The organism is Faecalispora sporosphaeroides DSM 1294, assembly GCA_000383295.1.
GTDB lineage: Bacteria > Bacillota > Clostridia > Oscillospirales > Acutalibacteraceae > Faecalispora > Faecalispora sporosphaeroides.
Map to the genome: position 1 here is coordinate 43,469 of KB911066.1, position 20,613 is coordinate 64,081.

17 protein-coding genes are annotated in these 20,613 nt (G+C 55.4%); 16 read left to right on the plus strand and 1 reads right to left on the minus strand.

The features are described 5' to 3' along the window. Positions 1 to 73 precede the first annotated feature (73 nt). From G340_RS0100230 to G340_RS0100255, 5 genes are all read left to right on the plus strand, one after another. The gene (locus G340_RS0100230) at positions 74 to 802 is read left to right on the plus strand and encodes a JAB domain-containing protein (RefSeq protein WP_326522276.1); all 729 of its coding nucleotides are present in this window, start codon (positions 74 to 76) and stop codon (positions 800 to 802) included. Positions 803 to 846: 44 nt separating this feature from the next. Next, the gene (locus G340_RS0100235; protein WP_020071647.1) at positions 847 to 1,293 is read left to right on the plus strand and encodes a hypothetical protein; all 447 of its coding nucleotides are present in this window, start codon (positions 847 to 849) and stop codon (positions 1,291 to 1,293) included. Positions 1,294 to 1,868: 575 nt separating this feature from the next. After that, positions 1,869 to 3,830 (plus strand): excinuclease ABC subunit UvrB, encoded by a 1,962-nt coding sequence (uvrB, locus tag G340_RS0100245; protein ID WP_020071649.1) that lies wholly within the window; start codon positions 1,869 to 1,871, stop codon positions 3,828 to 3,830. 154 nt (positions 3,831 to 3,984) lie between these two features. Beyond that, a complete protein-coding gene (gene uvrA, locus G340_RS0100250; protein WP_020071650.1) occupies positions 3,985 to 6,846 on the plus strand; it encodes an excinuclease ABC subunit UvrA in 2,862 nt (953 codons plus the stop codon). 400 nt (positions 6,847 to 7,246) lie between these two features. Beyond that, entirely contained in the window at positions 7,247 to 8,533 is a 1,287-nt protein-coding gene (locus G340_RS0100255; RefSeq protein WP_020071651.1) for a LysM peptidoglycan-binding domain-containing protein, read from the plus strand. Positions 8,534 to 8,662: 129 nt separating this feature from the next. On the opposite strand, the gene G340_RS0100260 is transcribed toward G340_RS0100255, so the two are convergent. Then, entirely contained in the window at positions 8,663 to 8,950 is a 288-nt protein-coding gene (locus G340_RS0100260; RefSeq protein ID WP_020071652.1) for a zinc-ribbon domain containing protein, read from the minus strand. 257 nt (positions 8,951 to 9,207) lie between these two features. On the opposite strand from G340_RS0100260, the gene G340_RS0100265 reads away from it, so the two are divergent. The 11 genes from G340_RS0100265 (at position 9,208) to ligA (ending at position 20,285) form a co-directional block, all read left to right on the plus strand. Beyond that, the gene (locus tag G340_RS0100265) at positions 9,208 to 10,107 is read left to right on the plus strand and encodes a DUF5685 family protein (protein ID WP_020071653.1); all 900 of its coding nucleotides are present in this window, start codon (positions 9,208 to 9,210) and stop codon (positions 10,105 to 10,107) included. Then, on the plus strand, positions 10,091 to 10,744 hold the full coding sequence (locus G340_RS0100270) for a J domain-containing protein (RefSeq protein ID WP_020071654.1): 654 nt from the start codon (positions 10,091 to 10,093) through the stop codon (positions 10,742 to 10,744). The genes G340_RS0100265 and G340_RS0100270 overlap by 17 nt, the downstream gene beginning before the upstream one ends. Next, entirely contained in the window at positions 10,735 to 11,277 is a 543-nt protein-coding gene (locus G340_RS0100275; protein ID WP_020071655.1) for a YybS family protein, read from the plus strand. The genes G340_RS0100270 and G340_RS0100275 overlap by 10 nt, the downstream gene beginning before the upstream one ends. A 279-nt stretch (positions 11,278 to 11,556) precedes the next feature. Continuing rightward, positions 11,557 to 11,709, plus strand: a complete 153-nt coding sequence (locus G340_RS17685; protein ID WP_020071656.1) for a hypothetical protein — start codon at positions 11,557 to 11,559, stop codon at positions 11,707 to 11,709. A gap of 121 nt (positions 11,710 to 11,830) precedes the next feature. Then, on the plus strand, positions 11,831 to 12,724 hold the full coding sequence (locus G340_RS0100285) for a MurR/RpiR family transcriptional regulator (RefSeq protein WP_020071657.1): 894 nt from the start codon (positions 11,831 to 11,833) through the stop codon (positions 12,722 to 12,724). Next, a complete protein-coding gene (locus tag G340_RS0100290) occupies positions 12,687 to 13,952 on the plus strand; it encodes a BaiN/RdsA family NAD(P)/FAD-dependent oxidoreductase (RefSeq protein WP_051092129.1) in 1,266 nt (421 codons plus the stop codon). The genes G340_RS0100285 and G340_RS0100290 overlap by 38 nt, the downstream gene beginning before the upstream one ends. Then, entirely contained in the window at positions 13,949 to 14,611 is a 663-nt protein-coding gene (gene cmk, locus G340_RS0100295; protein ID WP_020071659.1) for a (d)CMP kinase, read from the plus strand. Before G340_RS0100290 ends, cmk begins: the two co-directional genes overlap by 4 nt. A gap of 40 nt (positions 14,612 to 14,651) precedes the next feature. Then, positions 14,652 to 15,299, plus strand: a complete 648-nt coding sequence (locus tag G340_RS0100300; protein WP_020071660.1) for a lysophospholipid acyltransferase family protein — start codon at positions 14,652 to 14,654, stop codon at positions 15,297 to 15,299. Beyond that, on the plus strand, positions 15,296 to 17,296 hold the full coding sequence (locus tag G340_RS0100305; protein WP_020071661.1) for a bifunctional 4-hydroxy-3-methylbut-2-enyl diphosphate reductase/30S ribosomal protein S1: 2,001 nt from the start codon (positions 15,296 to 15,298) through the stop codon (positions 17,294 to 17,296). The genes G340_RS0100300 and G340_RS0100305 overlap by 4 nt, the downstream gene beginning before the upstream one ends. 322 nt (positions 17,297 to 17,618) lie before the next feature. Beyond that, the gene (gene yunB, locus G340_RS0100310) at positions 17,619 to 18,281 is read left to right on the plus strand and encodes a sporulation protein YunB (RefSeq protein ID WP_020071662.1); all 663 of its coding nucleotides are present in this window, start codon (positions 17,619 to 17,621) and stop codon (positions 18,279 to 18,281) included. A gap of 6 nt (positions 18,282 to 18,287) precedes the next feature. Next, positions 18,288 to 20,285 carry an NAD-dependent DNA ligase LigA gene (ligA, locus tag G340_RS0100315; RefSeq protein WP_020071663.1) on the plus strand — a complete coding sequence of 666 codons (1,998 nt, stop codon included), beginning with the start codon at positions 18,288 to 18,290 and terminating at the stop codon, positions 20,283 to 20,285. Positions 20,286 to 20,613: the final 328 nt, after the last annotated feature.

The following is a 20,613-nucleotide window of genomic DNA, read 5'->3' on the forward strand; positions in this document are numbered from 1 at the left end:
GCGCAGCTGAAATATGCCACAGCAACGCACAGCCGCCTGTGGTAAAGACCCCCATTCTTTTCAGAAAGGCGGGGTGCGATTGAAAACGGAACGCATTCCTGAAAAATCCGCAGGGATTCACGAGGGACATCGAAAACGGGTGCAGGATCGTTTTTTAAAAGATGGGATTGACGGATTCGCCTCACACGAGGTGCTGGAGATGCTCCTCTTTTTCTCTATCCGCAGAGGGGACACGAACGAGCTGGCCCACCGCCTGATCGACCGGTTCGGCTCTTTGTCCGGCGTATTTCACGCGCCGTATGAGGAGCTGATTAAGGTTCAGGGAATGGGCAGAGTCTCCGCCTTTTTGATGAAATTGATTCCCGAGCTTTGCCGCGCGTATTACGAAGACTGCAACAGAGAAAGGGTCCGCGTGTTCGAGGTGGAGCAGGCGGCGGAGATTCTGCGCAGAAAGTACATCGGCCGCCGCAACGAGGTGGTCGTGCTGCTTCTGCTCGACAGCCAGTGCCGTTTGCTTTCCTGCGAGGTGGTCAATGAGGGTACGGTCAACACCGTGCCGGTTTACGTGCGCCGCATGGTGGAGCTGGCGGTTCGCTACAACGCCAGCGCGGCGATCATGTCACACAATCATCCCAGCGGCAACCCGGTTCCGTCTCGGGGCGACATTGAATCTACCATCTCGGTGTATCACGCGCTTCAGGCGGTGAATGTGCCGCTGCGCGACCACATTATTTTCGGCGACAAGGATTATGTATCTCTGTCTCATCTGGGCATATTGAAGGATATTATGGAGCCGTTTTAGTCAGTGATCGATTTTCTGCCCGAATGATGCAGGGAGGATCAGCGATGAGCTGGAAATTAACACAAATCTTTCTGCCAAAACCAAATTTGGCGGATGAATATTCAAACTATGAGAATCAATTGCAGCCGCGTATGCGTTTTGCCGATCCGGAGCTTCGGCTTCTTTTTGAACAGCATGAGGCTGCCATTATGGAAATTGTTGTCCGGGAAACAACAGCGTATTTGGCGGACGAAAGCGTTTGCAACGATGAGGAGGACATGTTCCCGCGCAGAAGTGAAATGACGGGCGAATGGTATGTGGGGGAGATTGAGCTTTTCAGAAAAGAAGAAAGAATTTGGGGCAGCGTTTTCACGCGTTTTTTAGGACATTATCCCGAGCCCTGCGCACGGCTGCCTGTGGATGACTATCTGGGCTTGGAGGTTTGGTTGACATACGACCCCCAACAGCAGACATTTTTGTTTGACGGAGGGCTCGACAGCTCCTCGATCTAACCCGTGCCAAATGCCTTATTTTCTTCTGAGATACCAGTTCTTACGAAAAAGCACTTTTGTGACCGGACGAGATGGTTATAAGGTGCTTTTTCTGTTCCTGGAGCAGTATCGTTTGATGCGCCGCGTTTTTCTTGCAATCAAATTATTTCAAAAACAGAAAATCCGGTCGGGTACACTCTCCGCCTGGGCGGGGAGAATGCCGCGCCGCATCTGTTTTTGCACGGATTGCCATGCCGGCACTTTTTTCCGCGAGGAAATGGCTGACAGTTGACAAAAACGAACAAATGTACTATTATGGTATTTGATCCGACTGTTCCTCCGCCGAAGGCGGGGGAGCAGTCAAGCACCGATGCATTCCTGTGAAAAGCGCTTGTGCAGATAAACTCTATTTGCCTGAAAACCGGACGGTTTTCAGGCTGCGGGGGCGCGCCCTCGGGCGCGAGCGGACTATGAACGGCGGTAAACGGCCGGCAATACCGGCGGCGCCCGGGAAACCGCGCGTTTCAAAACGGTCTCGCCTGGAAGTTTTTCAAGTATTAAATACTGCAACAACAGTGGTTGCGGGGAGGGAAAGCATGGATTTTAAGCTGGTTTCAAAATTTCAGCCGACCGGCGATCAGCCGCGGGCGATCGATCAGCTGGTGGAGGGGCTCAACCGGGGCGATAAGGAGCAGACGCTCCTTGGCGTGACCGGTTCGGGAAAAACCTTCACCATGGCGAATGTGATCGCAAGGGTCAACCGGCCCACGCTGGTTCTGGCGCACAATAAAACACTGGCGGCACAGCTTTGCTCCGAGTTCCGGGAGTTTTTCCCCGAAAACGCGGTGGAGTATTTCGTCAGCTATTACGACTACTATCAGCCGGAAGCGTACATCCCCACCACAGACACTTATATTGAAAAAGACTCCGCCATCAACGACGAAATCGATAAGCTTCGCCACTCCGCAACCGCTGCTCTGTCGGAGCGGCGGGATGTGATTATTGTGGCGAGCGTTTCCTGTATTTACAGCTTGGGCAGCCCGATCGATTACCACACCATGGTAATCTCTCTGCGTCCCGGCATGCAGACAAAGCGTGACGATCTGCTGAAAAAACTGGTGGAGCTGCAATATGAACGGAACGATGTGAATTTTGTGCGCAATAAGTTCCGCGTGCATGGCGACGTGGTCGAGATTTTTCCCGTACAGTCGAATGAAAATGCGATTCGCGTAGAATTTTTCGGGGATGAGATTGAACGTATTTCTGAAATAAATGCCTTGACGGGTGAGCTGAAGGCGTTCCTGAAGCACGTGGCGATTTTTCCCGCGTCGCATTATATTGTTCCGCGAGAAAAAATGATGGCTGCGGTGCAGCAGCTCGAGCAGGAGATGCAGGAACGGGTCAGGCTCTTTGAATCGCAGGGCAAGCTGATCGAGGCGCAGCGCATCCGCGAGCGCACGATGTACGACGTGGAAATGCTGCAGGAGATCGGCTTCTGCAAGGGAATCGAAAACTACTCCCGCGTACTGGCCGGGCGTGAGCCGGGCAGCGCGCCGTTTACACTGTTCGATTATTTCCCTGAGGATTTCCTCCTGTTTGTGGACGAGTCCCACGTTTCGCTGCCGCAGGTTCGCTCCATGTACGCGGGCGACCGGGCCAGAAAAGAAACGCTGATCAATTTCGGCTTCCGCCTGCCGTCGGCGTACGACAACCGCCCGCTGAACTTTGACGAGTTCTACGAGCGCGTGAATCAGGCGATTTTTGTCAGCGCCACGCCGGGCGATCTGGAGCTGCAAAAATCGGCGCAGATCGTCGAGCAGGTGATCCGCCCCACCGGGCTGGTCGACCCCGAGGTAATCGTCAAACCGGTAGAGGGGCAGATCGACGACCTGATTTCCGAGATCAATCTGCGGTCGGCAAAAAATCAGCGCGTACTGGTGACGACGCTCACCAAGAAAATGGCGGAGGATTTGACCGCTTACCTCGAAAACATGGGAATCCGCGTGCGTTACATGCACCACGACATCGACACCGTGGAGCGCATGGAGATCATCCGCGACCTGCGCCTTGGCGAATTCGACGTTCTGGTGGGCATCAACCTGCTGCGCGAGGGGATCGATCTGCCGGAGGTTTCTCTCGTGGCGATTCTCGACGCGGACAAGGAGGGCTTTCTGCGCTCCGAGCGCTCACTGATTCAGACGATCGGCCGCGCGGCCCGCAACTCGGAGGGTCAGGTCATCATGTACGCCGATTCCGTAACGCCCTCCATGGAGCGCGCGCTGCGCGAAACCCAGCGCCGCCGCGAGATCCAGCAGAAATTCAACGAGGAGCATCACATTACCCCAAAAACGATCATCAAGAGCGTGTCGGACGTGCTGGAAATCTCGACGCATAAGGACGAGGACAAAGGCAAAAAGGGCAAGCGCATGAGTGCGGCCGAGCGCAAGCAGACCATCGAAAAGCTGACCCGTGAGATGAAGGCGGCCGCAAAGCTTCTGGAATTCGAGCATGCGGCTTATCTGCGCGACAAAATCAAGCAGCTGAGCGGCGGAAAATAGAGTGCGTTCCCATTCAGTCTGAACAATACAGCGGCTGCTTTCCCCTGCCTGCGGGGCTCCCCGCGCACTTCTATACGGCTTCGTTTTGAGCTTTGTTCAGTACGGCGACGCCCGGTAAAACGGATTCAATCTGGCTTCGGAGGATTTATACAGTATGACGTCTAAAAACATTCTGGTCAAAGGCGCCAGAGAGCACAACCTGAAGAATATCGATATTGAGATTCCGCGCGACGAGCTGGTGGTTCTTACCGGCCTTTCCGGCTCCGGAAAATCCTCCCTTGCGTTTGATACGATTTACGCCGAGGGGCAGCGCCGCTATGTGGAATCGCTTTCGTCCTATGCCCGCCAGTTTTTGGGGCAATTGGATAAACCGGACGTGGATTACATTGAGGGGCTGTCCCCGGCGATTTCCATCGACCAGAAGACCACGTCGAAAAACCCGCGTTCCACAGTGGGAACCGTAACCGAAATTTACGATTATCTGCGTCTGCTGTATGCCCGCATCGGCATTCCGCACTGCCCGGTCTGCGGCCGGGAGATCAAGCAGCAGACGATCGACCAGATCGTCGACAGGGTGCTTTCCCTGCCGGAGGGCACGAAAATCCAGGTGCTGGCTCCGGTCATCCGCGCGCGCAAGGGCGAGCATGTCAAGGAGCTGGAGGCGGCCCGTCGCGGCGGCTTTGTCCGCGTTCGGGTGGACGGAATTCTGTATGATCTTTCCGAAACCATCAAGCTCGAAAAGAACAAGAAGCACTCGATCGACATTGTGGTCGACCGTCTGGTCATTCGGCCCGACATTCGCTCGCGTTTGTCCGATTCCGCAGAAACCGCGTCCTCTCTGGCCGACGGCCTGATGATCGTCAGCGTGGTGGATGGGGAAGACCTGCTCTTTTCGCAGAACTACGCCTGCCCCGAGCATGGGGCGAGCATCGAGGAGCTGACGCCCCGCATGTTCTCCTTCAATAACCCGGCGGGCGCGTGCCCCAAGTGCACCGGTCTCGGCGTGTTCATGAAGATCGATCCGGATCTGATCATCCCGGACAAGCGCCTGTCCATCAGCAAGGGCGGCCTGAAGGGCAGCGGCTGGGCGATGGAGGGCAGCAGCATTGCCACAATGTATATGAACGGTCTTGCAAAGCATTACGGCTTTTCGCTCGATACGCCTTTGGGTGAGCTCCCTCCGGAGATCATCGATATTCTCCTGTACGGTACCAAAGGGGAGAAAATCGAGCTGGAGCGCACGAGCGAATACGGCTACGGAAAATATAAGACCGACTTCGAGGGCATCATCAATAACCTCGAGCGCCGCTTCCGCGATACGCAGAGCAGCTGGATCAAGGAAGAAATCGAATCCTACATGAGCGCCATCCCGTGCGACGAATGCCACGGCAAGCGCCTTTCCGCGGCCAGCCTGGCGGTGACGGTGGGCGGCGTGAACATCAGCGATTTCTGCGAGAAATCAGTGTCGGAAGCGCTTGCGTTCTTAGACCGGCTCGAGCTGACGCCCCGCGAAAGCATGATCGCCAAGGCGATTCTGAAAGAAATCAAGAGCCGCCTGGGCTTTTTGCAGAGCGTTGGACTTGAATACCTGACGCTGTCGCGCTCCGCGGGCACGCTCTCCGGCGGTGAAAGCCAGCGCATCCGCCTGGCCACGCAGATCGGCTCGTCGTTGATGGGCGTTCTGTATATTCTGGACGAGCCGAGCATCGGCCTGCACCAGCGGGATAACGATAAGCTGCTGGGCACGTTAAAGCACCTGCGCGATATCGGGAACACGGTGCTGGTGGTGGAGCACGACGAGGAGACGATGCTCGCGGCGGATCATATTGTGGATATCGGCCCCGGCGCGGGCGTTCACGGTGGCTATGTCATCTACAACGGCCCGGCCAAAGAGATCGTCAACTGCAAGGAGTCCATCACCGGGCAGTACCTCAGTGGAACCAAACGCATCGAGATACCGGAGGTTCGCCGCCCCGGCAACGGGAAGCAATTAAAGATTGTCGGCGCGACTCAGAATAACCTGAAAAACCTGACGGTGAAGATTCCGCTGGGGGAATTTGTGTGTATCACCGGTGTTTCGGGCTCCGGCAAATCCTCTCTGATCAACGAGATCCTGTATAAATCGCTCGCGGCCCAGCTCAACGGGGCGAAAACAAGGCCCGGCGCACATAAAGATATTCTGGGCGTGGAAGAGCTCGACAAGGTGATCGAGATCAATCAGGCGCCGATCGGGCGTACGCCGCGCTCAAACCCCGCCACCTACACCGGCGTGTTTACAGATATCCGCGAGCTGTTCGCCTCCACGCAGGATGCAAAGCTGCGGGGCTTTACATCGGGGCGCTTTTCCTTCAACGTGAAGGGCGGCCGGTGCGAGGCGTGCCAGGGCGACGGCATTCTGAAAATCGAAATGCACTTTCTGCCGGACGTTTACGTGCCCTGCGACGTCTGCAAGGGCAGGCGCTACAACCGCGAAACGCTAGAAATTCGCTATAAGGGCAAGAATATTTACGATGTGCTGGAGATGACGGTGGAGGAGGGGCTCGAGTTTTTCTCCAGCATCCCGAAAATCCAGCGCAAGCTGCAAACGCTCTATGATGTGGGCCTTGGGTACATCAAGATCGGCCAGCCGGCCACTACGCTTTCCGGCGGCGAGGCACAGCGGGTCAAGCTCGCGACGGAGCTGTCGAAACGGCCCACCGGGCGCACGATTTATATTCTGGATGAGCCGACGACCGGCCTGCACATTGCGGACGTTCACCGGCTGATCGATGTGCTGCAAAAGCTGGTGGATACCGGCAACACGGTTCTGGTTATCGAGCACAATCTCGACCTGATCAAAACCGCCGATCATATTATTGACCTCGGCCCGGAGGGCGGCGACCGCGGCGGCACGCTGGTGGCCGAGGGCACGCCCGAGCAGGTGGCAAAAATCAAGGACTCGTATACCGGCCAGTATTTAAAAATGGCGCTGGAGCGCGACAGAAGCCGCGGGGAAAGTCTCGTTCCCGGTGCGTAGTTACGGCCCTTGCCGTTTGGTGCGGTTTTCGTCAATATCAATATTTTGCGTAAAGCGCTGTCATGCTTTTCATGACAGCGCTTTACGCAAAAATAGCCGTTGTCCCGGTTTTGCGAATGCGCTCCCGTTTCCCTGCATATATTTAAAAACAGCATGGATTTCTCCCCAATTTTGGTGGGGAAGAAGTGCCTGTTTCGTCGTTCGGCGATATCGTCCGTTCACTTGAAACCCGCCTGGCTTTCAAGCTGCGGGCGAATTCCCGCAGAGCGCCTTTCCGGTGCGGATGAATTGGAAACAGGCGGCGAACCGCCGGCAATGCCGGCAGTGATTCCCGTGCGCTTCAAAACGGTCTTGTTTTGAAGTTTGTTCAGTATAAAAGCAGAGGGACGGAGTGGTGACAATGACGATTCATGTGGTCAGGCCGGGGGAAACAGTGTATTCGATCGCGGCCATGTACGGGGTGTCCGCGCGGGATGTGATTCAGTATAACGAGCTGGATGAGCCGAACCGCCTTGTAACGGGCCAGACAATCGTGATTCTGTTCCCGCGTCGGGTTCATGTTGTGGAGGCCGGCGACACGGTCTATTCGATTACCCAGCAGTATGGTATCACGGTCAACGAGCTGTACCGCAATAACACCAAGCTGGGCGCGCTGCCTGTTCTGCGCCCCGGCGACCGGCTGGTGATCTCTTACGAGCAGCAGCGGCTGGGGGATATGTCGGTCAACGGCTATGCGTATCCGTTTGTCGACCGCACGCTGTTCCGGCAAACCATGCCGTTTATGACCTATATGACGCCCTTTACCTACGGGTTCACCTTTAACGGCGATCTGGTTCCGCTGGATGACGAAGCGCTGATCGATATTGCGCTGCAATACGGCGTCGCCCCGCTGATGCACCTTTCCACCTTAACGGAGGACGGGGGGTTCAGCAACGAGCTCGCACACCGTGTGCTGAACGATATGCAGGTGCAGAACCGCCTGTTGGACAATATTCTGATTAACCTGCGGCAGAAAAACTATAAAGGGCTGGACGTCGACTTTGAATTCATCTATGTCGAAGACCGCGACAAGTATACGGCCTTTATCCGCAACGCCACGCAGAAGCTGAATCCGGAAGGGTATGAGGTGATCGTGGCCCTTGCCCCGAAAACCTCGAGCGACCAGCCCGGGCTTTTGTATCAGGGGCACGATTACGGTGGGCTGGGGGCTGCGGCCAACGGCGTTCTGCTCATGACCTACGAGTGGGGCTATACCTATGGCCCGCCGATGGCGGTTGCGCCGATCCCGAATATCCGCGCGGTGCTGAACTATGCGGTCACGCAGATTGCGCGCAATAAAATTTATATGGGAATGCCGAACTATGGCTACGACTGGCCGCTGCCGTACGTGCGGGGGACCACGAGGGCGCAGTCGATCTCCAATGTGGAAGCCGTGCGCCTGGCAAGGGAGTACAACGCGGAGATTTTATACGATGAAACGGCGCAGTCCCCGCATTTTCAATACACCAATACCAGCGGCGAGCTGCACGAGGTTTGGTTTGAGGATGCCCGGAGCATCCGGGCGAAGCTCGCTCTCGTAACGGAATTCGGTTTCCTCGGGATCGGGTACTGGAACCTGATGCGCCCGTTCCCGCAGAACTGGCTGGTGCTCAACGCCCTGTACCGCATCCGTGCGTTCCAGGGGTAGGCCAAACGCAAAAAATGCGCCGAAACGGCGGGATTTCCCGCGCGTTTGGCGCATTTTTTTGTTAGAGATTGAAAAGTAACGATATGGAACCGGCCGTTTCATCAAAGTGATGAGACCGAAATTCAATTGTTATCTTCTGTTCGCAAAGCAGTCGCTGCAGTAAACAGGACGCTCGTCGCGGGGCTGGAAGGGAACCTTGCAGGTCGCACCGCAAGATGCGCATACAGCCGTATACATCTCTCTCGGGGCTCTGTCGGAAGAAGAATCCCCTCTGGAATTTTTGCGGTTAGAACGGCAGGCTTTGCAGCGCTGGGGCTCATTGGTGAATCCTTTTTCCGCGTAAAACTCCTGCTCGCCGGCGGTGAATTCGAATTCTGCGCCGCAGTCTTTGCAAATCAAAATTTTGTCTTCGTACATTGAGATACCTCGTTTTGTTTAATTTATACCCTGTTTTGGCGGGCATTGAATTCATTATATGGGAATCGGCAGAGTTTGTCAATCAGTTTACGGCAAATTTCCCGCATGTTTTGTAAAAATTTTCTAGAATATCTCTTGCTGTGCCAGATAAAATCGACGCTTTTCGACAGAAGTGAAAAAATTTACAGATTATTAATTAACGATACGCTTAAAATATAGTAGAATAAAACGTACAAGCTGAGTGTTAGGAGAATGTTGTGTTCGGTTATATCAAGCCTCAAAAATCCGAACTGCTTGTCCGGGAATATGAACAGTACAGGGGCGTTTATTGCTCCCTGTGCAAACAGCTGGGCAAAAGCTATGGCATTTTGTCCAGATTTACCCTAAGCTACGATTGTACGTTTCTGGCAATGCTGATGATGGCCCGTTCGGAGCGCCCCTGTAAAATGGCGCAGGGCAGGTGCACGTTCAACCCGACGAAAAAGTGCCCGTTCTGTGAGGGGGAATCCCCAGAGCTGGCGCTTGCGTCGGCGTTGTCCGTCATTATGACCTACTATAAGCTGCGGGACGATCTCAAAGACCCCGGCTTAAAATCCAGGCTTCGCGCCATGCTGCTCTTCCCGCTGTCCCTTCGTGCGCATAAAAAGGCGGCGCGGGATTACCCCGGCCTGGAGCAGGCGGTGGCCGAGGCGATGCAGCTGCAGGAGCAGACCGAGCGGCAGGAATCTCCTCCGCTGGACGCCTGTGCGGAGCCGACCGCAAAAATGCTCTCCGCAGTATTTGCGCAATTGGCCGGACAGGGTACGCCGGAATTCCGCATTCTCGAACAGTTTGGGTATTTTTTAGGCAGATGGGTCTACCTGATGGACGCCGCCGACGATATTCCGAAGGATTTAAAACAAAACGCGTTTAATCCGTTTATTCGGGATTACGGGCTGACGGCGGAGAGCACGCAGGAGCAGCTGCAGGAAGCGGCCGACCGGTGCAATCAGGTGCTGAATATGACGGTATCTCAGGCGATTGCCGCGTTCCGGCTTTTGGATTTGGGACAGTTCGCCCCGATTCTGAACAATATCGTTTGTCTTGGCCTGCCGCAGATGCAAAAAGAATTTATGCTGAAAATGGAAAAGGGGAAAAGCAATGTCGGATCCGTATAAAATACTTGGGGTTTCTCCTGCGGCGACGGATGAACAGATAAAAGCCGCTTACCGGGAGCTGGCAAAAAAGTACCACCCGGATAATTATGCCGGCAGCCCGATCGCTGATCTGGCCGGTGAAAAGATGAAAGAAATCAACGAGGCTTATGACGAGGTTATGAACCAGCGCCGCAACAATAAAAGCAGCGGCGGAGCGCAGTACTCCGGCGGGTATGGCGGTGCGGCAGGTTCCGGCGGCTACCAGAACAGCTACGGCAGCGCGGCGAATTCCAGCTTTCGCGATGTGCGCAACCTGATTATGGCAGGGCGCGTCGCCGATGCGGAGCAGATTCTCAACGGAGTGCCGCTGGGCAGCAGAAACGCGGAGTGGTATTTTTTGAAGGGCTCAATCCTCTACCAGCGCGGCTGGCTGGAGGAGGCGCACAACCATTTCACCCGTGCCTGCCAGATGGACCCGAACAATCTGGAATACCGTGCGGCGCTCAATCAATCCATGAATCAGCGCGGCGGTGTGTATGGCGGGTACAATACGTCGTACGGCGCCGGCGGATGCAACTCGTGCGACACCTGCATGGGTCTGCTCTGCGCGGATTCCTGCTGTGAATGTATGGGCGGGGATCTGGTTCCATGCTGCTGAACAGAAGCGCACAGGTGGCGTTCTGCGGCGTAGCGGCCGCGTTGTCCGCGGTTCTGATGTTCCTGACCGGGCTGATTCCGATTTCTACCTACGCGCTGACCGCGCTGGCCGGCCTGCCCGGCATGGTGATCGTGATCGAGCTGGGAACCCGTTGGGCCTGGCCTGTTTACGGTGTGGTCGGCGTACTTTCCCTGCTGTTTTCGGCAGATAAGGAAGCCGTTGTGCTGTTCGTTTTGTTTTTTGGGTATTATCCGATCCTCAAGGCTTTGGTGGAGCGCCTGTCCCGAATGCTCTCATGGATTTTGAAATTTCTGGCGTTCAATGCGGCGATGGTCGCCGGGTTTTTCATTGCGGTATTTGTTTTAGGGATTCCCAAAGAAAGCTTTCTGGTGTTTGGCAGCGCCACTCCGCTGGCGTTTTTGGCTGCGGGCAACGTGGTGTTTGCTTTGTACGACTATACCTTATCCGGCCTGGTGGTGGAATACTATAAGCGGTTTCACCGTTTGGCACAGCAGTGGCTTCGCCAAAAGTAAGCCAAAGAGTGGAGGCAGACGGTTTTTGCCGTTTGCCTTTTTTGTTATGTCGCATATAAAAAGCAGTACGAATTGTTGATTTCAAAAGTAAAAGCGGAAACGGTCTTTTTTTTGTTTACTCCATCGGTGACGGGGGGTGGTAAACAAAACGGCGGCCTTTCGCGCGCAGGACGGCGTCGTTTTCATTATGCTACGGAAAACGGGTTCCGATAGGGAGGTAAACGGGAGGGCCGTTCGGCCTGTCAAAAACCTTGCCGCGAGGCTTTGGACGGCATTCAAATGCAAAAGGACGCTTCCTTTGCCGGTGTGCTTTCCGCCTTTGCGTTTCTCTCTTTGACGCAAGTTGGCAATTCGGAAAATTTAACTTTTGAAAATTTTCAATTGCATGGAAAATCAATTGTTCCTGCAAAAATAAACCGTTCTTTCTGTTAAATTTCCCATTTTTCTCTTGATTTTTGCAGGCTCAGGCCTTAATATGAATAAAAGAGTTGCGCCTTCCTGCAAAACGAATCAAAAATTTGCAGGGGCAAAATGAGTGGAGGAATACACGATTATGAATAGTCAACTCACAGCCAGAATTCTCAACAATATGCCTGAATTTTCCAAGGGGCAGAAGTTGATCGCCAAATATATATTGGAGCATTACGACAAAGTAGCCTATATGACGGCCTCACGGTTGGGCGCTACGGTCGGGGTCAGCGAATCCACGGTGGTGCGCTTTGCAACGGAGATTGGCTACAGCGGGTACCCCGAGTTGCAGCAGGCCATGCAGGAGATGATCCGCAGCCGCCTGACTTCGGTGCAGCGCATCGAGGTTACCGTCAATAATATGGGGAATTCGGATGTCCTTTCGTCTGTGATGAATCAGGATATCGATATGATCCGCCGCACGCTGGAGGAAACCTCACGCGAGGATTTTTACGCCGCGGTGGATGCGATTGCGGATTCCCGCAAAATCTACATTTTAGGGGCCGGCAGCTCTTTGGCGCTTGCAACTTTTTTGTCCTATTATTTTGGATTGATATTGGAAAACGTACAGTTGGTCAATATTACCAGCGAAGCGGAAATCTTTGAAAAGATGATCCGGGTCAACGAAGCCGACACCGTCATCGGCATCAGCTTCCCGCGGTATTCCAAGCGCGCGGTGAAGGCGATGCATTTTGCGTCGAACCGCGGGGCCAAGGTGATCGCCATTACGGACAGCCCCTTGTCTCCGCTTGCGGAGCCTGCGGGGTATCTGCTGCTGGCCCGTAGCAACATGGCGTCCTTTGTGGATGCGATCGCGGCGCCGCTGAGCCTGATCAACGCGCTGATCGTCATGGTCACGATGAAGAAAAAAGAAGAAGTAACCGAGATTCTGCACAGTCTGGAGCATATCTGGGACGAATACGGTGTATACGAAAAGGTGGATGAAAAAAACGTTGACGCAAACAAACCGCAGGGCTGATCTGATCGTCGTCGGGGGCGGCGCCGCCGGAATGATGGCGGCGGGTACCGCCGGAGAACTCAGCCTGAACGTTATTTTAATCGAAAAAAACGCGCGCCCCGGCAGAAAGCTCGGTATTACCGGCAAAGGCCGGTGCAACCTGACCAATAACTGCTCCGTGCAGGATGTGATCGCCGCCGTGCCGACCAATCCCCGCTTTTTATACGGCGCTGTTTCCCGGTTCGCGCCGCAGGACACCATGGCCTTTTTTGAGGGCCTCGGTGTGCCGCTGAAAACGGAACGGGGGCGGCGGGTCTTCCCGCAGTCGAACCGCGCGGGCGACATCATCGACGCGCTGACGCGCTTTTTGCGGGAGCATCATGTGAAGATATTGCAGGGGGAAGCCCGAAAGCTCCTCATCGAAGAGGGGGGTGTTCGCGGCGTTGTTCTGCGTGACGGTACGGAGCTGCTCGCCCCGAAAGTGATTGTCGCCTGCGGCGGAGCGTCCTACCCCGGCACCGGCTCCACAGGGGACGGCTACCGGCTGGCACGCCAGGCCGGTCACAGCGTGCTGCCGCTGCGCCCATCTCTGGTTCCGTTGGTCGAGCAGGGGGGAGACTGCGCGCGGATGCAGGGGCTTGCTCTGAAAAACGCCGCCGTTCGGGTCTATGAGCGGCAGAAGCTGATCTATGAGGATTTCGGTGAGCTGCTCTTTACGCATTTCGGCGTTTCAGGCCCGGTGGTATTGAGCGCCAGCAGCCACATGCGACGGATGGAGCCCGGGGTGTACCGGCTGGAGATCGATTTAAAGCCGGCGCTGCCGCCCGAAAAGCTGGACGCAAGACTCCAGCGCGATCTGGAGGAGAACAGCAACAAGGATTTCATCAATTCGCTGGGAGCGCTTCTGCCCCGCAAAATGATTCCCATTTTGGTGGAACGGTCGGGAATTCCCCCCGAAACAAAGTGCAATGCCATCACCCGCGAGCAGCGCCGCGACTTTGCCGCGCTGCTCAAAGGTTTTTCCGTCAATATTCAAGGGTTTCGGCCCATCGAAGAAGCAATCGTCACCTCCGGCGGCGTGAATGTCAGGGAAATCAACCCCAAAACCATGGAATCCAAACTGGTTCACGGGCTGTATTTTGCAGGTGAGGTTCTGGATGTGGACGCTTACACCGGGGGCTTCAATTTGCAGATTGCCTTTGCCACAGGGCGGCTGGCGGCACAGGCCGCAAAGGAGGAACAAGAATGATTTCAATTGCCATAGACGGCCCGGCCGGCGCGGGGAAAAGCACGATCGCGCGCCGCGTTGCGCAAAAGCTCGGATACTTGTATGTGGATACGGGCGCGCTGTACCGAGCGATTGCCCTTCATATGCTGCGCGCGGGAAAGAACCCGGCGTCGCCGGAGGAAGTGATCCCGCAGCTCGAAGCGGTCGAGGTTTCTCTGCGATATGTCGAGGGGGAGCAGCAGGTGCTTTTAGGCGCCGAAAATGTGTCGGAATCCATCCGCACGCCGGAGGTGGCGGCCGCTGCCTCCAAGGTTTCGGCGATTCCGCGGGTTCGGGAGTTTTTGCTGTCTTTGCAGCGAGATATCGCGGAGCAGAACGACGTCGTCATGGACGGCCGGGATATTGGAACCGTGGTGCTGCCGCACGCGCAGGTGAAAATATTTCTCACCGCTTCGCTGGAAGAGCGGGCCCGGCGGCGCTGGAAAGAGCTGCTCGAAAAGGGGAGCGCCGACTTTGGCACGGTGCTTGCGGACGTAAAAAAGCGCGACGAACAGGATTCGACCCGTGCGATTGCCCCGCTGGCGCAGGCTGCGGACGCCGTTCTGGTGGATACCACCGGTATCACGCTGGAGCAGTCGGTAGACCGTATGCTGGCCGTAATCCGGGAGCGCTTATCCTGACCGCCTCCGGCGAATTACCGTAAGGAAAGGGAGTTTTATCATGAAGCGATCGGCGCTTTATGTATTTTGCAAATCGGCTGCGCTTGCTTTTTTTCGGCTGTTCATGCCGTACCGAATCGTGAATGCCGAAAACATGCCGAAGTCGGGCAGAGTTATTATTTGCTGTAACCATCTCACCTTTAAAGACCCGATTCTTTTGACGGGAGTCGCAGGAAAACGACAGGTCAATTTTATGGCGAAGATGGAGCTGTTCAAAAACCCGCTGCTCGGCAGCCTTTTTCGGAGTGTGGGCGCTTTCGCCGTCAACCGTGGCAAGGGGGATTCCTCCGCGATCAACCGCGCGCAGGAGCTGCTGCAAAAGGAGCAGGTGGTCGGCATTTTCATTGAGGGAACGCGGTCAAAGGACGGCGCGTTCCTGCAGCCGAAATCCGGGGCCGTGATGCTGGCGTTTCAGAACAACGCGCCGATTCTGCCGGTGTGCATTACCGGCAGAAAGGGAATTTTCCCGAAGCTGTTCCACCGGGTGGACGTTGTCTGCGGCCCGCTGATCACGCCCGAGCAATTGAAGATTGAGCATGGCTCCGGCTCCGAATACCGCCAGGCAAGCCGCCTGGTGATGGGCAGAATCATGGAGCTGCGCGACCCCGCTCTGGTTCCCAAAGCCCTCAAAGGGGAGGATTCCCAATGAAGATCCGTGTTGCGAATTCCGCCGGTTTCTGCTTTGGTGTGGATCGCGCGGTTCAGATGGTGTTCCACCTGCTCGACGAGGGAAAGCAGGTTTACACCCTCGGCCCGATCATCCATAATCCGCAGATCGTGCAGGAGCTGGAAGAACGCGGCGTTCGCATCGTCGACACCCCGGCACAGGTTCCGCCGGGCGGCACGCTGGTGATCCGCTCTCACGGGGTTGCGCGCGCGGTGCAGGAAGAAATTTGCAGCCGCGGGCTTGCGTGTGCGGACGCGACGTGTCCGTTTGTGCGCAAGATTCACAATATCGTTTCCCGGGCGTGTGAGGCGGGGCAGCCCGTACTCATTGCGGGCGATGCATCTCATCCCGAAATCGAAGGCGTGATCGGGTACTGCACGCCGCCACCGCATGTGTTTCAAAACGCCGCGGAGCTTCAGGATTTGCTGGAAAAACACCCTGAATTTTCCAGTCGGAAAGTCTGCGTCATTGCTCAGACGACTTTTAGTCTGGAGGAATGGGGAAATTGTTTGCAAATCCTAAAAAAGGTATGTACAAATGCGGACGTTTTTGCTACAATATGTAATGCAACTGTTCTAAGGCAGTCCGAAGCATCAGACCTTGCTCAAAATTCGGATTTGATGCTGGTTATCGGGGGGCGGCACAGCTCCAACACGGCCAAGCTTAGGGATGTCTGTGCGCAGAATTGCACTACTTACTTGATTGAAAAAGCGGAGGAAATCCCTTCGCAGGCCGTGAAAAAGGCCGTTTCTATCGGTATTACTGCGGGTGCCTCTACACCCGCAAGCATAATAAAGGAGGTACTTGATACCATGACAGAAATTATTGAAGGCGCGGGTCTCACGGAGCAGGAGTCTGCTGAATCTAACTTTGAGGAGATGCTCGAAGAATCTTTGAAAAGTTTAAATACAGATGAGAAGGTACGTGGCGTTGTTGTCGGTATTGCTCCCAATGAGATCTATGTGGATGTTGGACGCAAGCAGGCCGGTTTTGTTCCGCTGTCTGAGCTTTCCGCAGATCCGAACGCGAAAACGGAGGATCTGGTAAAGATCGGCGACGAGCTTGATCTGCTCATTATGCGCACCAACGACCAGGAGGGCACCATCATGCTCTCCAAAAAGCGCCTGGATGCTGTGAAGGGCTGGGAGACCATTTCCGAGGCGGAAGAAAACGAAACGGTTCTCACCGGTGTTGTCACAGAGGTTATCAAGGGCGGTGTAATCGCTGTAACCAACGGCGTGCGTGTATTTATCCCTGCGTCTCAGGCTACTGCCTCCCGGAATGATCCGCTGGATGCTCTGCTGAAGAAGGAAGTCAAATTCCGCATTATCGAAGTGAACCGTCAGCGCCGCCGCGCGGTGGGCTCCATCCGTTCCGTGCTGAAGGATGAGAGAAAAGAGCTGGCCGACAAATTCTGGGAAACCGCCGAGGAAGGCAAGGAGTTTACCGGTGTTGTCAAGTCCCTGACCGCTTACGGCGCGTTTGTCGATCTGGGCGGCATCGACGGAATGGTTCACATCTCCGAGCTGTCCTGGAACCGCATCAAGCATCCGTCTGAGGTTGTGAATGTGGGCGATACCATCGAGGTATATATCAAGGGTCTCGACAGAGAGAAGGGCAAGATTTCTCTGGGCTATAAGAAAGACGAGGACAATCCGTGGGAGATCCTCAAAAAGGATTACCCCGTGGGCACCACCGTTGAGGTGCAGGTTGTCGGCCTGACCACCTTCGGCGCCTTTGCCAGAATCATTCCCGGCATCGACGGCCTCATCCACATTTCTCAGATTGCCGACCACAGAATCGAGAAGCCGCAGGATGCGCTGAAAAACGGCGACAAGGTTAAGGCGAAGATCACCGACATTGATTTTGACAAGCATCGTGTCAGCCTGTCGATCCGCGCGTATCTGGAGGAGCAGGAAGCTGAAACAGCGGAAGATGCTCCCGCGGCGGAAGACGACAAACCGGCCGACGAGGAATAATCCCATCTGCAATTGAATCAATCGGGGGCACAAAGAGGCGATGCGTCTTTGTGCCCTTTTTGCAGAAATAATTCACCAATAGAAATACCCCTGTGTATTATATCGTTATACGAGGCTTTCATAAAACAGGCTGAAAGGCGTGTTCCCCCACCGCGGGCGTGGGAGAACACGAAATGAATTTCTGCTGCTTTATGGGCAATTCGTGCCGATCGCTTTGTAAGACAGCCTTTTTTGAAAACAGCGCTTCTTCCCGCCTTTGGCGGGGAAAAAGCAAAGGCTCTTTCTCAAACGAAGCACGATCGAACGACAGGGGGGAACGAGAATGAAGCGCTGGCATAAATATTGTCCCATCAACGCGCCCTACCGCGGGGAGAAAAGACGGAACAGCCCTGCCGTCCCGAAACTTCTGGTGTTTTTTCTCGGGGTTTTGGCTGCCGGTATCTTTCTGGATCTTCAGCTGGTGCCCGTGGTGGAGTCCCTCACGGTAAATGCCGCGCGGCAGACCGCGGTAACGTCAATCAACGAAAGCGTATTGGAAGAGCTGAATGCGGATAACATAACGTATGACGATCTGATCAATTTACAGAGGGATGCCGAAGGCAAGGTGCAGACGATCACCACCAATATGGCAAAGACAAATCAGATCAAGGCGAAAATTACCGATGCGGTTCTGAAAAATCTGCATGGGGGTAAAATCAATACGAGCGTTCCGCTGGGCACTCTTTTGGGCAGCCGTCTGCTGCACGGCCGCGGCCCAGATATTCCGCTGGTCGTCACGCTCAAGGGAAATGTGGAATCCGACTTTAAGACCAGCTTTGAGTCGGCGGGCATCAATCAGACCCGCCACCAGATTTACCTGGAACTACATACCGAAATCTATTCTTTTATTCCGGGACTTCATACCGCAACGGATGTGACCACCAGCGTATTGGTTGCAGAAACCGTCATTGTTGGGGATGTACCGCAGCTCTACTTGGGAGGATAAACAGCTATGGATGCAATCAAAGCAAAGGAAGAAGCCGTCAGACTGCGGCAGGAGATACAGTACCACAATCAAAAATACTACGAGCAGGACGCTCCTGAAATTGAAGATTACGAATACGACCGCCTGTACCGCCGCCTGGAAGAACTGGAGGCGGAGTACCCCGAGCTGATTACGCCGGATTCCCCCACGCAGAAGGTGGGGGCCAGAGGCATGAATCAGTTTGCGCCGGTGGTTCATACCGTTCCGCTGGAAAGCCTGCAGGACGCTTTCTCTGAGGAGGAGATGGCGGATTTTGACCGGCGGGTGCGCGCCGTGGTGCCGGACCCGGTCTATATTGTGGAGCCGAAGTTCGACGGGCTCTCCGTCGCTCTGGAGTATCGGAACGGCGTTTATGAGCGCGGCTCCACGCGCGGCGACGGTCTGGTGGGCGAGGACGTGACGGAGAATATCCGCACCATCCGCAGCATACCCAAGCGCCTGAAAAACGCTCCGGAATTTCTGGAGGTGCGCGGCGAGGTGTATATGGCGCACAGTGTTTTTGAGGAGCTTTGCGCACAGCAGGAGCTGAATCAGGAAAAGCCGTTCAAAAATCCGCGCAACGCGGCGGCGGGCTCCCTCCGGCAGAAGGACCCGCGCATTGCGGCGCAGAGAAGGCTGGATATTTTTCTGTTTAACGTGCAGCAGATTCAGGGCGTGGAGCTCTCTTATCACGACGAATCGCTCGAGTACCTGAAAAAGCTGGGGCTGCCTGCCACGCCGTTTTACCGCAAATGCCAGACCCTCGAGCAGGTGCTCGAAGCCATTCGGGAGATCGGCGAAATGCGCGGCTCCCTCGAGTATTCCATCGACGGCGCCGTGGTGAAGGTGAATTCCTTCGCGCAGCGGCAGCTGCTCGGCAGCACCTCCAAGTTCCCCAAATGGGCGCAGGCGTTTAAATACCCGCCGGAGGAAAAGCCGACAAAGCTGCTCGGCATCGAAATCAACGTGGGGCGAACAGGTGTTTTAACCCCCACCGGCCTGTTCGAGCCGGTCACGCTGGCCGGCACCACCGTCAGCCGTGCCACGCTGCACAATCAGGACTTCATCACCGAAAAAGACATCCGCGTCGGCGATACCGTCATCCTGCGCAAAGCGGGGGACATCATTCCCGAGGTTGTATCGGTGGTTTCTCACGAACCAACGAGCGAGCCGTACCGGATTCCGCAGATTTGCCCCGCGTGCGGCAGCCCCGCCGTGCGCGACGAAAACGAGGCGGCGACGCGCTGCACGAATCCGGAGTGTCCCGCGCAGCTTTTGCGCCACCTGATCCATTTTACGAGCCGCGACGCCATGGATATGGACGGTCTTGGCCCGGCGGTGCTGGAGCAGCTTGTGGCAAAGGAACTGATCGCTTCCCCTGCGGATCTCTACTTTTTGCCGATGGAGCAGGTGCGGGAAATGGAACGCATGGGCGAAAAATCCGCGCAGAATCTTGCGGCTGCGGTGGCACGCTCTCGGCAGAACGATCTGTACCGCCTGATCTACGCTCTCGGCATTCCCCACGTGGGCCTGAAAGCCGCAAAGCTGCTGGCTGGCCACTTCCACACAATGGAGAAGCTCATCGCCGCCTCCGAAGAAGAGCTTGCGGCGATCGAAGGCTTCGGGCCGATCATGGCGAAGAGTGTGCGCGCCTATTTTGACCTTGCCGGCACCGCGCATCTTCTATCCCGCCTGAAAGAGGCCGGAGTGAACATGACGGCACTAAGCGCCGCGCAGGATCTGCGTCTGGCCGGCAAGACCTTTGTGCTCACCGGTACGCTGCCCACCCTGACCCGCCAGGAAGCCACCGAGCTGGTGGAACGCTACGGCGGGAAGACCTCCTCCTCCGTCTCCAAAAAAACCGGCTACGTGATCGCCGGCGAGGACGCCGGAAGCAAGCTGACAAAAGCACAGCAGCTCAATGTTCCGATTCTGAGCGAGGAGGAATTTCTCAAGCTGCTGGAGGATTCCAAAGCGGAGGAATAAGCTCTCCCGATTCCAATGATCGTCCCCCTGAATTTTTTCAGGGGGATTTTTTTGCGTCTTTTTGTCGAGTTGCTTTTTTGCTGAATTTTTCTTTTCTCTCCTGTTTGTCCGGATTACAGGCGTTGTCTGTACCTGTGAACAAATTGTTTCTTTTGGCCCCTGAGGGGAGATGCCGAGGTCTGAATTTTCCGCCTGATAATCAAAGGGTTTTTGCATGGATTTGTCGAAGCGTGCTCCCGTTGGATTTTTTCTTCCTTTCATTTTTGTTCTAATCCATGGGCGTTGTCCATACTCATGAATGCTGCCTTCTCCCCGCCGTTGGCGGGAG

What these genes read in the sequence shown, in the direction of transcription:
- cmk (WP_020071659.1), top strand. Translation starts at nt 13,949, where the DNA reads ATGATTTCAATTGCCATAGACGGCCCGGCCGGCGCGGGGAAAAGCACG.
- ligA (WP_020071663.1), top strand. Translation starts at nt 18,288, where the DNA reads ATGGATGCAATCAAAGCAAAGGAAGAAGCCGTCAGACTGCGGCAGGAG.
- G340_RS0100305 (WP_020071661.1), top strand. Translation starts at nt 15,296, where the DNA reads ATGAAGATCCGTGTTGCGAATTCCGCCGGTTTCTGCTTTGGTGTGGAT.
- yunB (WP_020071662.1), top strand. Translation starts at nt 17,619, where the DNA reads ATGAAGCGCTGGCATAAATATTGTCCCATCAACGCGCCCTACCGCGGG.
- G340_RS0100260 (WP_020071652.1), bottom strand. Translation starts at nt 8,950, where the DNA reads ATGTACGAAGACAAAATTTTGATTTGCAAAGACTGCGGCGCAGAATTC.
- G340_RS0100255 (WP_020071651.1), top strand. Translation starts at nt 7,247, where the DNA reads ATGACGATTCATGTGGTCAGGCCGGGGGAAACAGTGTATTCGATCGCG.
- uvrA (WP_020071650.1), top strand. Translation starts at nt 3,985, where the DNA reads ATGACGTCTAAAAACATTCTGGTCAAAGGCGCCAGAGAGCACAACCTG.
- G340_RS0100300 (WP_020071660.1), top strand. Translation starts at nt 14,652, where the DNA reads ATGAAGCGATCGGCGCTTTATGTATTTTGCAAATCGGCTGCGCTTGCT.
- G340_RS0100270 (WP_020071654.1), top strand. Translation starts at nt 10,091, where the DNA reads ATGTCGGATCCGTATAAAATACTTGGGGTTTCTCCTGCGGCGACGGAT.
- G340_RS17685 (WP_020071656.1), top strand. Translation starts at nt 11,557, where the DNA reads ATGCAAAAGGACGCTTCCTTTGCCGGTGTGCTTTCCGCCTTTGCGTTT.
- G340_RS0100275 (WP_020071655.1), top strand. Translation starts at nt 10,735, where the DNA reads ATGCTGCTGAACAGAAGCGCACAGGTGGCGTTCTGCGGCGTAGCGGCC.
- G340_RS0100290 (WP_051092129.1), top strand. Translation starts at nt 12,687, where the DNA reads ATGAAAAAAACGTTGACGCAAACAAACCGCAGGGCTGATCTGATCGTC.
- G340_RS0100235 (WP_020071647.1), top strand. Translation starts at nt 847, where the DNA reads ATGAGCTGGAAATTAACACAAATCTTTCTGCCAAAACCAAATTTGGCG.
- uvrB (WP_020071649.1), top strand. Translation starts at nt 1,869, where the DNA reads ATGGATTTTAAGCTGGTTTCAAAATTTCAGCCGACCGGCGATCAGCCG.
- G340_RS0100285 (WP_020071657.1), top strand. Translation starts at nt 11,831, where the DNA reads ATGAATAGTCAACTCACAGCCAGAATTCTCAACAATATGCCTGAATTT.